The organism is Helicobacter zhangjianzhongii (assembly GCF_030249855.1).
Taxonomy (GTDB): domain Bacteria; phylum Campylobacterota; class Campylobacteria; order Campylobacterales; family Helicobacteraceae; genus Helicobacter_B; species Helicobacter_B zhangjianzhongii.
On sequence record NZ_JANURN010000006.1, the window covers coordinates 67,170 to 80,585 of the forward strand.

Consider the following 13,416-nt stretch of genomic DNA (forward strand, 5'->3'; position numbering starts at 1 on the left):
TGAAGCAAAACAGCCTTTTTGAAAACGCCCATTTTTCTGTCATTGCGAGGGAGTGTAACGACCGAAGCAATCCATAAACAAAAAACACACAAACAACCACAACCTAGAATCCACTTTTAATAATCCCACTGCAAAACCGCAAAAAGTGGATTCTAGCTTTTTACCATTCTTGCTTAATCCCTAGAATCCACTTTTTTACAAATGCTATTTTTTCTGTCGTATTGAGCCACAGGCGAAATATCCCTGTCATTGTGATCTTAATCAACCATTTTCCTGTCATTGCGAGCTGCTGCGATAGTAGCAGCGTGGCAATCCATAAGCAAGGCGTAGCTGCAGCTTCTTTAGTAATCCACAAAAGAAAAGTGGATTCTAATACCCATAATATTTTAATTTTTTATACATTTCACAGCCCTTTTGAGCACCCAAATCACAAGCCTTGCCCGCAAGCTCTTTTGCTTTTGCAAAATCCTGCCTTGCCCCACTTCCTGTTTCATACGACAAAGCAAGCCCAAAACACGCCAATCCACTATCAAGCCTACAACCCTTTTCTAAAAATTTTCTTGCTTCAGCATATTGTTGTTTCTTGTAAAACATAATAAATCCAAAACCACTACAACCCTCTCCATAATCTAAATCACAAGCCTTGCCATACAAATCAAAGGCTCTTTCACTATTTTCTACTCCACCTTCCCCTTCTTCATACATAATGGCAAGATTAAAACAAGCCGAAGCATTATCAAGCTCACAGCCTTTTGTATAGTAGTTTCTTGCTTTGACAAAATCCTTTGATACCCCAAGCCTACCAAAATAATAAAACTCACCTAATCTTAAACAGCCAGTCCCTTTCCCTACCCCACCATCACAAGCTTTAGTATAAAACTCAAGGGCTTTTGCGCCATCTTGCTTGACACCTAACCCTTTTTGATAAAGAACCCCTAAATTATAGCAAGCCTCCATTACACCCCCATCACAAGCCTTAGCATAAAATCTAAAAGCTTGTGAGTGGTTTTTTGCTTTCTTATACAAAAACCCAGACACTAGACAAGAAGGCATATCGCCCACATCACAGCCTTTTTGATACCATAGCATTGATTGCTTGACATCATTTTTTTTCTCATAATACTCTCCTGCAGCCCAGCAAGCATAGCCCACCTGCTTTTCACAAGCAGACTTAAGCCACTCTATATCCCCTTTTTCAGCAAGTGCCACACACATCTCGCCATCACCGCCTTGGCATTTGCTCCTTAGGGCTTGTAGCTCCTGTTCTCTCTGCCTTGCCTTAGTTTGCCGCTCTTTTTCTCTCTGTCTTGCTTGATTTTGCAGCTCCTTTTCTCTCTGCTTTGCCTTATTTTGCTGCTCTATCTCGCTCAAGGCACTAGGATCTGCCACTTTAGAGATAATCTCCTCGTGATCCCATACCACCCTGCCTGTTTTTATATCGCTCAAAGTCAGCAAAAACACATAATCAAAGCGCACAACCTCGCCTATCTTTTTGCTCCTTTGGGTGATTTTGCCACTTAAGGAGAGATCGGGGGCTTGGAGCGTGTCTTGCTCGTGGGTGGTGTATTGGTTGTAGGTCGGGTCTTTTGTGAGCTTCCTAGAGTCTTTGATAAATCTATCAGCTTTCGCGCCACTGCCAGCGATGGCATTTGTGAGCGTAAATTTACCGCTTTTTCTCAACGCCCTAGCAAGCTTCCTAGCCATAAGCTCTATATCGATTGCCTCGCTTGTCTCATTGGTAATATCTGCGATTGCAAGTAGTCTTTTACCCTGAAGTGTGTGGGCATACTGCGAGTCAAGGAGTGAGGCGGCATTGCTCTCTATCACTTTATCAATATCGTGTATATCAATCCCAAAGGAGACATACTCGCTAGAATCCTCCACATAGCTCGCGTTTTTCACCCCTGCCAAGCCACACACCACACACGCACAAAGCCCTAGCCCAATCCCTAGAATCCACTTTTTCATCTTAGCCCCTTGCGTTTATGTAGCCTCTATCCTGCTTTCTCATCGCAAATCCTAGAATCCTTTGCTAGCTTTTTTAGAATTTTTATTAACCCTAGAATCCACTTTTTTATCGTCATTGCGAGTGGTGCTTGGCAATCCATACTAGAATCCAATTTTGCAAAATTGGATTCTACCCTTTGTGCGTTTTTTCTGCTTGGGATTCTAAGATTGTATTATGGATCGCCACGCCGACTTCATCGGCTCGCGATGACAGAGTTTTTTCAAAGTGGATTCTAGGTTTTGGGCGTTTTCCCTAGAATCCACTTTTTACACTTTTGGCGTTTAATCCTAGAATCCACTTTTCAAAAAGTGGATTCTACTCCCCCATTTTGCTAGGCTATTGCATTTGTGCGGCGACTTCCGCGGCAAAATCTTCTGCCTTTTTCTCGATCCCTTCACCTAGCTCAAAGCGCACATATTCTGCCACTTCGATAGTGTCATTCCACTCTTTGGACTTTTCTGCAAGCACCTGGGCGATGGTCTTTTTATCATCCATTACAAAAAACTGCCCAAGGAGCGTTAGCCTTTGATCGATAAGCGTATTATCCGCGATAAATCGCTCTAGCTGCCCGGGGATAATCTTATCCCAAATGGCTTCTGGCTTGCCTTGTTTCTTTAGCTCATCTTTTAAAATTTGCTCTTGCTCGGCTAGCACAGATTGTGTGAGCTGGGCGCGAGAGATGTATTTAGGGACATTTTTAAGTGGCTTGCCTAGTCGCTTTAGCTCTTCGTTTTCTTTCTCCACTTCGGCAATCATCGCCACGCGCTCTTTTTCTAAAAACTCCGCGCTAAAGCCGCTGTAATCAATATACACAGGCTTCATCGCCGCTGCGTGCATACAGAGATTGCGCGCAAGCTCGGCAAGCTTAGATGCGTTTGCTTGGCTGCCCTTTAGGGCGATGATTACGCCCACGCGCCCATTGCTATGGACATAGCCATTGACGATTGTGCCTTGATTTGCCTTGATATTGCAAGTTTTGCGCACGACAATGTTTTCGCCGATTTTGGCGATTTGTGTTTTTAGATACTCATCAAAGCTTTGATTTTCTATATGCAAGGATTCTAGCGCGCTTACTTCGCTGATATTGTGTGCAAATACAAGCTCACTAGTCTTTGCTACCAAATCTTTAAACCCATCGTTTTTGGCGACAAAGTCTGTTTCAGAATTGACCTCAATCATACAAGCTTGGGAAAAATCGCTTGCCACCTTAACAGAAATCGCCCCTTCAGCCGCGACTCTATCTGCCTTTTTAGCAGCTTTGCTTAAGCCCTTTTCGCGCAAATACTCCACTGCTTTTTGCAAATCTCCTTGCACTTCTACCAAAGCTTTCTTGCAGTCCATCATACCTGCATCAGTCATTTCTCGCAGTTGTTTTACAAGCTGGGCAGTAATCTCACTCATAGTTTCTCCTTTATAATGTGCGCATTATTCTTGCTCTTGCATAGCTTCATCAATCACCGCTTGCTTCTCTGCTTCACTTGCTGGCTCTTGTGTAGATCCTTGTGCCTCTTCCTCTGCTTCTCCGCCATTCATCTCGCGTCCTTCAGTGATCGCCTCGGCAATCTCTTTGCAAAAAAGCTGGATAGAGCGGATCGCATCATCATTGCCCGGCACTGGGTAATCCACCTTATCAGGGTCGCAGTTGGTATCAAGTGGTGCGACTACGGGGATCCCAAGTCTTCTAGCTTCAGCGACTGCGATTTTTTCTTTCACCACATCGATGACAAAGAGCATATCCGGGACTTTTTTCAAATGTCGCACACCGCCAAGGTATTGTGTAAGCTTGTCTTTTTTGCGCAAAAGCATAAGCTTTTCTTTTTTGGTGAGTAAGTCAATCTGCCCGCTTGCTTCCATTTCTTCAATGATTTCTAGCTTGCGCACGGAGCGTTTGATTGTGCTAAAGTTGGTAAGCATACCACCTAGCCATCGGTAATTGACATAAGGCACGCCGATTTTTTCAGCGTATTCTTTAATCGTCTCGCTTGCTTGCTTTTTGGTGCCGACAAACAAAATCGTCTTGCCCTCAGCAGCAGCATCACGCACGATATTATAAGTGTAGCGGAAGTAGCGGATTGTCTTTTGCAGATCAATGATGTGGATATTTTTACGCACACCAAAGATAAATGGCTTCATTTTTGGATTCCAGCGTCTTGTTTGATGTCCAAAATGCACGCCGCATTCAAGTAGGTCTTTCATCGTTACCATAATGGTCTCCTTGTAGTTTGGTTTGTCCTCCACGCCCTTATACAGAATCTCTGCAACACAAAAAGGATTGGCGTGTGTGAATTTTTAGCACTTATCTTTGTGATCCTAGTCCAAAGGACTTTAGGATTGACAAAGGACAGGCGCGATTGTAGCTAAGCTTTTATAATTTCTGTCTTAAATTTGGATTTGCGCACTTTATTCGAAGCTGCGGTGTATCCTAAGCGCGCCTGTTTGCAAAAAGTGGATTCTAGTGCAGACATAGCTTATGTTAGAATCCACTTTACAATCGTTTTGTATCATAATGATTCTAAGGATTGCGGTGGGGCTGTGGGTGTTTTTTATTGTTGTTTTGGGATTCTAAGATTGTGGTGCTAGAATTGTGGTTTTCTAAAGAAACATCGGCTTGCGCCGAGCGGTGTCCCTTGTTTTCAAGGCGGAGGCGAAGGGATTTATCTAGGCGATAATGAGCAAGTCTCCGCCGCAGAATCCACGATTCTAGCCCACAAGCTGAATCCCTAGAATCCACTTTTTGTATAAGGAGCATATATGCAAGGACTACTATTCTGTGGCGATGTAGTGGCGATGAATGGCGGCATTAGTATCGATAGGGCGTTGCAAGAAAAGCTTAGAAGCAATATTAGCTTTTGCAACCTAGAAGCCCCGATCTTGCCAAAAACGGGGGGGGGGGGGGTAACCCAAACGCTTAAAGCCGGACCATCGCTATATACACACGATGAGACAATTAGCAATTTAGTTGCAGCTGGCTTTAATGGCTTTATGCTAGCAAACAACCATATCGCAGATTATGGCGAGGCTGGCATAGATGCAAGCATAGAGCAAATCCTAGAATCCAAAGCTGTCTATACGGGTGTCAAAACAAAAAAATATCCGCAAAATCCCACGCTGTTTTACACGATCAATGATACAAAAATAGCCATAGTGAATGCCGCAGAATCGCAGTTTGGCACACTGGATTCTAGCAGCGCGTTTTTGGGCGCGGAGTATGGGTATGAAGACTGCTTTGGCTGGGGGTTTATCGCGCATTTGCAGACATTGAAAAAAGCCGTTGATGTGGTGATTGCTGTGATCCACGCTGGGCTGGAGAATGTCGCCCAGCCGCTACCGCAATTTAGAGAGCTTTACAAGATGTTTTGTGATATGGGGGCAGATTGCATTATCGCCCATCATCCCCACATTATCCAAGGCTATGAGGACTATCACACAAAAGATGGGCGAGAAGCTAGGATTTTTTATAGCTTGGGGAATTTCTTTTTCTCCTATAATCGCCCAATCACCGATCCGCTAGAGCTACAAGGGCTAAGTGTGGTGCTGCAATTTTGTAGCGGTAAAATCGCAAGCTATGAGCTGGTGTTCTCCCAGCAGGTGGGGGATAGCGTGGGGATTGTGGATTCTAGTGGGCTTTGTGTGAGTATGGAGAGTCTTAATGCAGTGCTGCACGATGAATGCGCGTATAAAAGGGCTATTATAGAGATCATCACGCAGGTGTATCCGCAGTATATGAAGTATTATGAATATGTCTTTTTGCTGCCTAGTAGGGATAATAGCTGGCTTACTAATAGTAAGCTTTTTGTTAAAAGCTTATTTTTCCCACATCGGCATCTTGAGTCAAGATGGGCATTGCTGCTGCATAATATCAATATCCCTACACATAGATTTGTCCAAGAGCTATATCTCAAATATGTGCTGTATCACACCTAGGCTTAAGTGGATTCTAGTAGAAGCAATACCCGCTTTCTAGCAAGTCCTTAGATATAGTCTTTAAGTGTTGCTATCCTGCCATTGTCCTATAAATCACATCCTATAAAGCCTTAAAGCATCGCTTGCTAGCAGGATCTTCATAGGGGTTGGGGCAAAATGTGTGCATACAAGCATAGTGTAAGCATACTCTTATGTATCAATCAGCCTTTATACAATTAGCTCCATCTATCAATCAGCCTTGCGTGCTAGAATCCAAACATTGCTCAAGCTTAGAGCAAAGAGCTAGGATCTGTGTCTTTTTGGCATAAAAGCTATTGGTATTAGCGATTAAATGCGCGCTTGAGTGGAGGATCGTTTCTACTTCGATGAGATTGTTTTGGCGCATTGTATCGCCTGTCTCTACAATATCTACTATCCCATCTGCTAGCCCTACAAGCGGAGCTAGCTCAATGGATCCATAGAGCTTGATGATTTCTATGGGGATAGCCTTTTGTGAAAAGTGATTGAGCGTGATATGGGGCATTTTTGTAGCGATTTTGATCTTTGGCTGGAGATAGTCAATGGGCGTGTCTCTATGCTCGCCAACGATCACGCGACACTTTCCAATCCCCAAGTCAAATAAGCGCAAGACCTTGCAGGGCTGCTCTTGCAAGACATCAAGCCCCACGACACCAATATCTGCTGCTTGATGATAGACATAAGTCGCCACATCTTGAGAGCGCACAAGCATAAAGCAAAATTCCCCCTTTTGCAAAATGAGCTTTCTATCATCAAATGCAAATTCTTCGCCAAAAATCTGGGAGAACACACGCAGAGTATCTTTTGCTATGCGACCTTTGGGGAGTGCTATTTTGATCATTCTTGCTCCTTGTTTTGCCCTTGTTTTTCTTGTATGCCTTGCTGCTTGCGCCGTTTTTGTAGGGCTTGCTCGATAGATATGCGCATACCTCGAAACACAAGCGTTTCATCATAGATGGCTTGGGCGAAGAATTTTGCGAGATATTTGCCATCACCTCCGGTGAAATACGCCTTTTTACTTCCTATGGTGTTTTGTATGGTCAAAATAGTGCTTTTGATGACACCATAGCCGATAGCATCTTTGGTGGTATTGGGCAAAGCACTTGGCTCTAGCCCAAAGTTGATATGCCCTTGCAGAGCTGGGGAGATTCTGGCATAGGCATTGATAAATTCATTAAACCCCGGGAGAATATAGCCGCCTTGGTGCTTGCCACCACTCATCACATCAACGGTAATAGCACTGCCCACATCGACTACCACCCCATCGCTAACGCACAAGCACGCCGCTTTTCTATCCACGCCTAAGCCTTTGTATTGCGTGGGGAGGTGGATTATGGATTCTAGGTCATAAGTTGTTTTGAAAGTTTTATTCAGCAGCTTTTCGTGCTGGGCATTGACACTTATGTAGTAGATTTCTTGATTGAACATATTTTTATGCAAGGATTTTGGCAGGATATGGGAGATTTTGCCATTATCCCAAAAGTGAAAATGCGTATTGCCAATATCACAAAGCAGCATTAAGGCAGTCTCTCAAAGTCGTAGTAGTATTTGTTGTAGTAAAACACACCCTTGCTGTAGAAATTAAGCTTATTAGGCGGCGTTTTGCCAAAGGTATCTTGGGTTTTATAGATTTTATGCGCAAAGTTTGATAGCTGCACGGCTATCACATAGCCTCCGTGTGTCTCAAAGGTATAGAGTGTGTCATTTGCCATAGCTATGCCCTCTAGCTTTGCATAGTCGAATTTCTGTGTATTGACAGGGCGCAGAGTGTGGTCAAGCTGGGCTAGCATACCATCTAGGGTGAGTGCATAGAGATAGCCTTTATAAAAGAGCACATCTTTGATAGATTCATTGTAGCTAAACTCCTGCCCAGATACGATACTTATGAGCTTTTTGGGTGTGGCTGCAAAGATCCTTGTCTCATCACCATAGAGAAAGATCACATTATTGAAAAATTTTTCACTAGAGATGATGATATTGCGCTCTGGCGTGAAGCTTTTGGTGCTTACAATCAGCAGCCGCCCATCAAGCGTGGGGAATATAACAAGGGATTCTAGGAAAAGTGGCGCGGCAATTAGCTCATTCACAGCTAGCACAGAAGAGCCTTTTTGCGAGAATTTTTGCTCTTTTTTTGGGGAGTTTAGATCAATAATACTCATAGAATTATCGCTACCGATGAGAGCTAGGAGATTGCCTTTGATACTAGCACTAAGCGCGCACATAGTTGTGGGGATCTCTAGCTCATCTTCAGCACAAGCGGTATTTTGCTCTTTGATAGAGCAAGTTTGGTTGCTAAAGGCTTGCTCATCAAGCACGCTTGTGCGTATAAGATAGACACTCTCGCAACCTTTGGCAAAGATATAATATCCGCCCGACTCTCCAAGGAATCGCGATTTTTTGGGGATTTTAGCATTATAGGGGATAATGCCATCTTGTGTGATAAGTGAGCCATCTTTTAGCTCTGCGCCATAGCGATTGCTAGTAGCAATGGGAGCAGAAAATGAGCGATCAAAAATAATTGTGCCTTGCACTTGGGCTGGGGTGTAGTATTTCTTGCTCCCACAAGCAGCTAGGATAAGGGCAGCAAGGCAGATATAGCCCCAAAGCATTGTGTGTTTGCATAGAGTGTGCCATCTAAGCTGGCGGCTCATTTGCTAGCCCCTGTGTTTTTTGTAGAATCCACTTGTGTAGAATCTAGCTTGGTGTTATTGTGATTATCTGTGGAGTTTGGATTCTGGGGGTTTGGATTTTGCACTTCTTTGATTGTGAGAGTATCGGCTAGCGGGTGCTTGATGATGCCATAGTGCTTCATTTGTGCAGCAAGTCCATAGAGAGTAGAATCCACTTTGATCGTATCAAGCAGTGTGCGTGCTTCTTGAATGCTCTCATTTTGCAAGAGCAAATAAGCGCGCTGGATTATCGCTAAATCCGCCAGATCACCGCCGATCTTGTCAAGATCTTTGCGCGTTAGGCTAGCTAGATCATAGCTAGCAAGCTGCTGGACAAGTGGGTTTGCAGAGGTCGCAAGCTCTTCTAGGGCTGATTGGGTCGCTTGCGTATCGTGGGTAGAATCTCTATGGGAGAGTTGGTAGAGATCATAGAGCTCTCTTGCCTGCTCTTTTAGCTGTGTTTGTAAAAGCTCGTTGTTAGGATTTTGCAAAAATTCATCATAGAGCGCGCTAATTTTTTGCGCACGGCTTTCTTGCATAGCGTTGTAGATAGTGCGATACCCAAGCCATAGTAGCAAGATCACTGCTAAAGCGATGAGCCAATATTTGTATTTTTTCACAAGTCGCTCGAGTTTAAAGGCATTTTCTAGCATTTTTTCATCTTGCTTAAATTCTTGTTTGATGGCATTTAGGATTTGCTGGTTTTTGTTATCTGGCATATATGGTCCTTTGGAGTTTTGGATTCTGGGGGCTAGCTTTTATCTTTGGCAATACCGCTAGAGCCAAAGCCCTTATCCCCACGCGCAGTTTGCGCAAGTGTGGCTACTTCTTCAAATGCCACTTGCACGATTGGCGCGATTACGCCCTGTGCGATTCTATCGCCTTGATTGATAGTAAAATCCTCTTTGCCGTGATTGATTAAAATCACCATAATTTCTCCGCGATAGTCGCTATCAACCGTGCCGGGTGTGTTTAGCACAGAGATTTTATGCTTGAGCGCAAGCCCACTACGAGGGCGGATTTGTAGCTCTAGCCCTTGGTCTATCTCCATAGCAAGCCCTGTGCGCACTACGCCAATATCGCCCGCTGGGATAAAAGTGGATTCTAGGGCGTGGAAGTCAAAGCCAGAAGCGCCGGTGCTTTGGTAGGCGGGGATTATGGCTTGTGGGTGGAGCTTTTGCACTTTAAGATGTGGTTGCATTGTGTATCCTTGCCTAGATGCGATTAAAATACAATTGGTTTGTAGTGGATTTTCATAATTTCAAATTCACACTCCCCACGGGGCAGATTGATCGCTACTTCATCGCCCACCTCTTTGCCAAGAAGAGCCTTAGCTATAGGAGAGCCATAGGAGATAAGCCCCCTTGCTGTATCACTCTCAATGCTCCCTACAATGGTATAGGTATAAGGCTTTTGTGTATCTAAATCAATGATTTCAATCGTGCTGCCAAAGCTTACTTTATCGTGTGGCAAAGTAGAAGGATCAATGACTTGGGCGTTTGTAAGCATAGTGCTTAGATCTTTGATCCTAGCATCAATGAAAAGTTGCCTTTCTTTTGCCGCGTGGTATTCGGCATTTTCTTTCAAATCCCCGTGCTCTCTAGCAGTGTCGATTTCTTTGATGATCTTTGGTCGCTCGATTTCTTTGAGCTGTTTTAGTTCTTTGGTTAGCTTCTCATAGCCATATTGACTGATAGGTTCCATTTCTCACTCCTGCAAAGCCGCAATAATACCAAAAATCCTTAAACAGCATTGCTTGCTACATCCACTCTAGGATCTTGCTCACTTCATCGGCTTCAAAGCATTTGATACCGCTTGGAGCGGCTTTGGGCTTTTTGGCTACTATGACCTTATCAAAGCCATAGCTTGCAAGCTCTTTTAGTCTAATGTCAATATTGCTTACTTCTCGTATGTCGCCTACAAGGGAGACTTCACCGATGAAAGCCGTGCTGGCATTAAGCGCGCGATTGCGGAAGCTTGAGATAATGCACGCAAGCACGCATAAATCCGCGCTTGGCTCGCTGATTTTAATCCCACCGGTGATATTGATAAACACATCATATCGCCCTAAAGGTAGCTCTAATTTGCGCTCTAGCAGGGCTAGGAGCATATTTAAGCGATTTAGCTCAAAGCCCGTGCTCTGCCTGCGTGGATTCCCATAGCTTTCACTCACTAGGGCTTGGATCTCTATCACTAAGGCGCGTGAGCCCTCTAGCACGACACTCACCGCACTGCCTATGGTGCTTACGCGCTTTTGGAAGAAGAGCTTTGAAGCATTTTTGGCACTATTTAAGCCATCTTGACTCATCTCAAAAATCCCTATCTCACTTGTCGTGCCAAAGCGGTTTTTAAACCCACGCAAGATTCTAAGCTCTTTGCTTGGATCGCCTTCAAAATACAGCACGCAATCCACCATATGCTCTAGGATTCTAGGACCAGCGATTGAGCCATCTTTAGTGATATGCCCGATAATCATTATGGCGATATTCTGCTCTTTGGCTAGGCGCATAAGCTCAAATGTGATCTCGCGAACTTGGCTCACAGACCCCGGAGCAGAAGAGATCTCTGGGGCATAGATTGTCTGGATAGAGTCAATAATACACAAGCGATAAGGAGTAGAATCCACTTTTTTATCGTCATTGCGAGTGGATTGAAAATCCCAATCCACCCTAGAATCCACTTTTGGAGAATCCACCTGCGGGGCATTCACTATGGCGTGCTTGATAATAGAGAGATTGATCTCATTGAGTAGAAACAATCGCTCGCTTAACGCCCCTAGTCGCTGCGCACGCAAGCGGATTTGCCCGGCACTTTCTTCGCCGCTTACATACAGCACGCTTTGCCCATTTTGTGCTAGAGAGCCAGCGACTTTTAGTAGCAAGGTTGATTTACCAACGCCCGGATTTCCACCGATGAGATATAGCCCACCTGGCACGATCCCCCCACCTAGCACGATGTCTAGCTCTTCTTGATAGGAGCTAAAAAAGCTATGCTCATCAATGGCGACTTGTGTGATAGCACACGGAGTGGATTCTGGTGTGCTATCTTGCCGTAGAATCTGCTTTTGCGTATCTGTAAGCTCTAGCAAGCTATCCCAGCTATTGCACTCTGGGCATTTGCCTAGCCATTTTGCCGTGGTATAGCCGCAATGCTGGCATTCAAAAAGGGCTGATTTTTTCGCCATTATGCCCCACTTGTGAAAAAGCAATCAAGGAGATTTTGGATATATGCTTCTTTGTCAAACGGCACTAAATCGCCTTGTTTTTCTCCTGTGCCAAGATAGAGTATAGGGATTTGCAAAAAATGTGAAATACTAAGGATAGCCCCGCCCTTGCTTGTGCCATCAAGCTTAGTTACGATAATGCCTTGTATCTGCACACTTTGGCTAAAGATTTTGGCTTGGGCTAGGGCAGATGAGCCTTGCGTGCCATCAAGGATTAGGACTTTGCGCACATTGGCATTTGGCGCGGCTTTTATGCAGGTGCGGTCGATTTTTTCTAGCTCTTTTTGGAGATTGGTTTGATTGTGCAATCGCCCCGCAGTATCGATGATGATATGCTGTGCTTTTCTCGCAAGCCCGGCTTGGATAGTGTCAAAAGCCAGCGCACTAGGATCGCTGCCTTGTTGAGTGGCGATAATGGGGATTTGTAGCTTTGAAGCCCAAAGTTGTAGCTGCTCTATGGCTGCTGCACGGAAAGTATCGCCAGCTCCTAGCAGCACACTTTGCCCTTGCTGTAAATAGTGGTAGGCAAGCTTGGCTATGGTGGTGGTCTTGCCCGCGCCATTTACGCCGATCACAAGGGTGATTTGCGGAGAGGTGTCAAAAGTGGATTCTAGTGGGGCTTTTGTAGAATCTGCAAAAAGCCCATAGAGCTGCTCTTGTAGCTGGGCGCGTTTGATGTGCTTGGGGAGATTGGCAAGGAGAAGTTCGACTAGATCATAGTCTATATCTGCTTCTATGAGTAGCTCTTCAAGCGTGTCTTTGTCGATTGTGTCGCCTTTGTCCGTGAAGATAGAGGCGAGATTTTGGGCGGTTTTAGCAAGGTAGGAGAGCATTGTAGATCCTAGTTAGCAAGCTGTGCAATATCGCTAGAAAAGATCTCTTCTGGCACGATACCTTCATAATCTTGGTAGAAATGCTGCTTATCATCATATAGCACGAAATAGGGCAGATCAGGCTTTAATGGCGTGGATTCTAGGCTTTGGGAGCTTGGGTCAGTGCTGCTAGAATCCACTTTTTCACCTTTTTCACTATGGATTCCGCCATTGTCGGCTTGCGATGACGCAGTGGCGGCGTTATCGCTAGAATCCATATCTGCACTATTAGATTCTTGGTTTTGTGCTGCCAGTAGGGCATTTGCACGCGCTTGCTTTTGCGCTAGGAGATTGTCTAGCAAGGGGGTCTTTGAAGTATCTTGCAAGAGTGTAAAATCTATGCCTAAGTCTTTTTTGAGCGTTTGGAGGTCTTTGGAGGTTTGCCCAAAGATACCTAGGATTTGTAGATTGGCTTGATTTGCTTGGAGGTGGTTTAAATGCTCATAATACCCCTGACACGCTTGGCATTCATCTGCTAAGAACACTAGCAGCACCACAGAATCCACCTTGCTACCATTGCGTTTAAGAAGTATGCTCTCATCATTAAGAGTGATAGCATAGGAGCTAGAGTCATCGGCTTGGAAGCTATGCTCAAAGCTTTGTTTTGTGCCATCGCTGCTGCAATTTGTAATAAGCAAGGCATATAGACATAGGCTACAAACCGCTAGAATCCGTTGTATGAAAGACATAGTTACTCCTTAC

General features: G+C 44.6%; 14 protein-coding genes. 1 reads left to right on the forward strand and 13 read right to left on the reverse strand.

Annotated features, from left to right (window positions below):
- Window positions 1–369: 369 nt before the first annotated feature.
- The 4 genes from NYG90_RS07210 to NYG90_RS07225 all read right to left on the reverse strand — a co-directional run bounded on the left by NYG90_RS07210 (window position 370) and on the right by NYG90_RS07225 (window position 4,757).
- The gene (locus tag NYG90_RS07210) at window positions 370–1,968 is read right to left on the reverse strand and encodes an LpoB-related protein (protein ID WP_285257286.1); all 1,599 of its coding nucleotides are present in this window, start codon (window positions 1,966–1,968) and stop codon (window positions 370–372) included.
- Window positions 1,969–2,344: 376 nt separating this feature from the next.
- Entirely contained in the window at window positions 2,345–3,409 is a 1,065-nt protein-coding gene (gene tsf / locus NYG90_RS07215) for a translation elongation factor Ts (protein ID WP_285257285.1), read from the reverse strand.
- Between the two features lie 24 nt (window positions 3,410–3,433).
- Window positions 3,434–4,213, reverse strand: a complete 780-nt coding sequence (gene rpsB / locus NYG90_RS07220; protein WP_285257284.1) for a 30S ribosomal protein S2 — start codon at window positions 4,211–4,213, stop codon at window positions 3,434–3,436.
- Window positions 4,214–4,520: 307 nt separating this feature from the next.
- Window positions 4,521–4,757 carry a hypothetical protein gene (locus NYG90_RS07225; protein WP_285257283.1) on the reverse strand — a complete coding sequence of 79 codons (237 nt, stop codon included), beginning with the start codon at window positions 4,755–4,757 and terminating at the stop codon, window positions 4,521–4,523.
- 2 nt (window positions 4,758–4,759) lie between these two features.
- Between NYG90_RS07225 and NYG90_RS07230 the strand changes: the two genes are divergently transcribed.
- Window positions 4,760–5,932, forward strand: a complete 1,173-nt coding sequence (locus tag NYG90_RS07230) for a CapA family protein (protein ID WP_115011752.1) — start codon at window positions 4,760–4,762, stop codon at window positions 5,930–5,932.
- Between the two features lie 232 nt (window positions 5,933–6,164).
- Here the strand turns inward: NYG90_RS07230 and hisG are convergent, their stop codons facing one another.
- The 9 genes from hisG to NYG90_RS07275 are packed head-to-tail and all read right to left on the reverse strand — an operon-like array spanning window position 6,165 to window position 13,403.
- On the reverse strand, window positions 6,165–6,791 hold the full coding sequence (hisG, locus tag NYG90_RS07235) for an ATP phosphoribosyltransferase (protein WP_285257282.1): 627 nt from the start codon (window positions 6,789–6,791) through the stop codon (window positions 6,165–6,167).
- Entirely contained in the window at window positions 6,788–7,468 is a 681-nt protein-coding gene (locus NYG90_RS07240) for a type III pantothenate kinase (protein WP_115011754.1), read from the reverse strand. Before NYG90_RS07240 ends, hisG begins: the two co-directional genes overlap by 4 nt.
- Window positions 7,468–8,601, reverse strand: a complete 1,134-nt coding sequence (locus NYG90_RS07245; protein ID WP_285257281.1) for a hypothetical protein — start codon at window positions 8,599–8,601, stop codon at window positions 7,468–7,470. Before NYG90_RS07245 ends, NYG90_RS07240 begins: the two co-directional genes overlap by 1 nt.
- Window positions 8,598–9,338, reverse strand: coding sequence for a hypothetical protein (locus NYG90_RS07250; RefSeq protein WP_285257280.1), 741 nt, complete (start codon window positions 9,336–9,338; stop codon window positions 8,598–8,600). Before NYG90_RS07250 ends, NYG90_RS07245 begins: the two co-directional genes overlap by 4 nt.
- A 32-nt stretch (window positions 9,339–9,370) precedes the next feature.
- Complete coding sequence (gene dut, locus NYG90_RS07255) at window positions 9,371–9,820, reverse strand: dUTP diphosphatase (RefSeq protein ID WP_115011757.1); 450 nt, start codon at window positions 9,818–9,820, stop codon at window positions 9,371–9,373.
- Window positions 9,821–9,843: 23 nt separating this feature from the next.
- The gene (greA, locus tag NYG90_RS07260; RefSeq protein ID WP_115011758.1) at window positions 9,844–10,323 is read right to left on the reverse strand and encodes a transcription elongation factor GreA; all 480 of its coding nucleotides are present in this window, start codon (window positions 10,321–10,323) and stop codon (window positions 9,844–9,846) included.
- Window positions 10,324–10,378: 55 nt separating this feature from the next.
- Window positions 10,379–11,803, reverse strand: a complete 1,425-nt coding sequence (gene radA / locus NYG90_RS07265) for a DNA repair protein RadA (RefSeq protein WP_285264892.1) — start codon at window positions 11,801–11,803, stop codon at window positions 10,379–10,381.
- The gene (ftsY, locus tag NYG90_RS07270; protein WP_285257278.1) at window positions 11,803–12,675 is read right to left on the reverse strand and encodes a signal recognition particle-docking protein FtsY; all 873 of its coding nucleotides are present in this window, start codon (window positions 12,673–12,675) and stop codon (window positions 11,803–11,805) included. The genes radA and ftsY overlap by 1 nt, the downstream gene beginning before the upstream one ends.
- A gap of 8 nt (window positions 12,676–12,683) precedes the next feature.
- Window positions 12,684–13,403 (reverse strand): peroxiredoxin family protein, encoded by a 720-nt coding sequence (locus NYG90_RS07275; RefSeq protein ID WP_285257277.1) that lies wholly within the window; start codon window positions 13,401–13,403, stop codon window positions 12,684–12,686.
- Window positions 13,404–13,416: the final 13 nt, after the last annotated feature.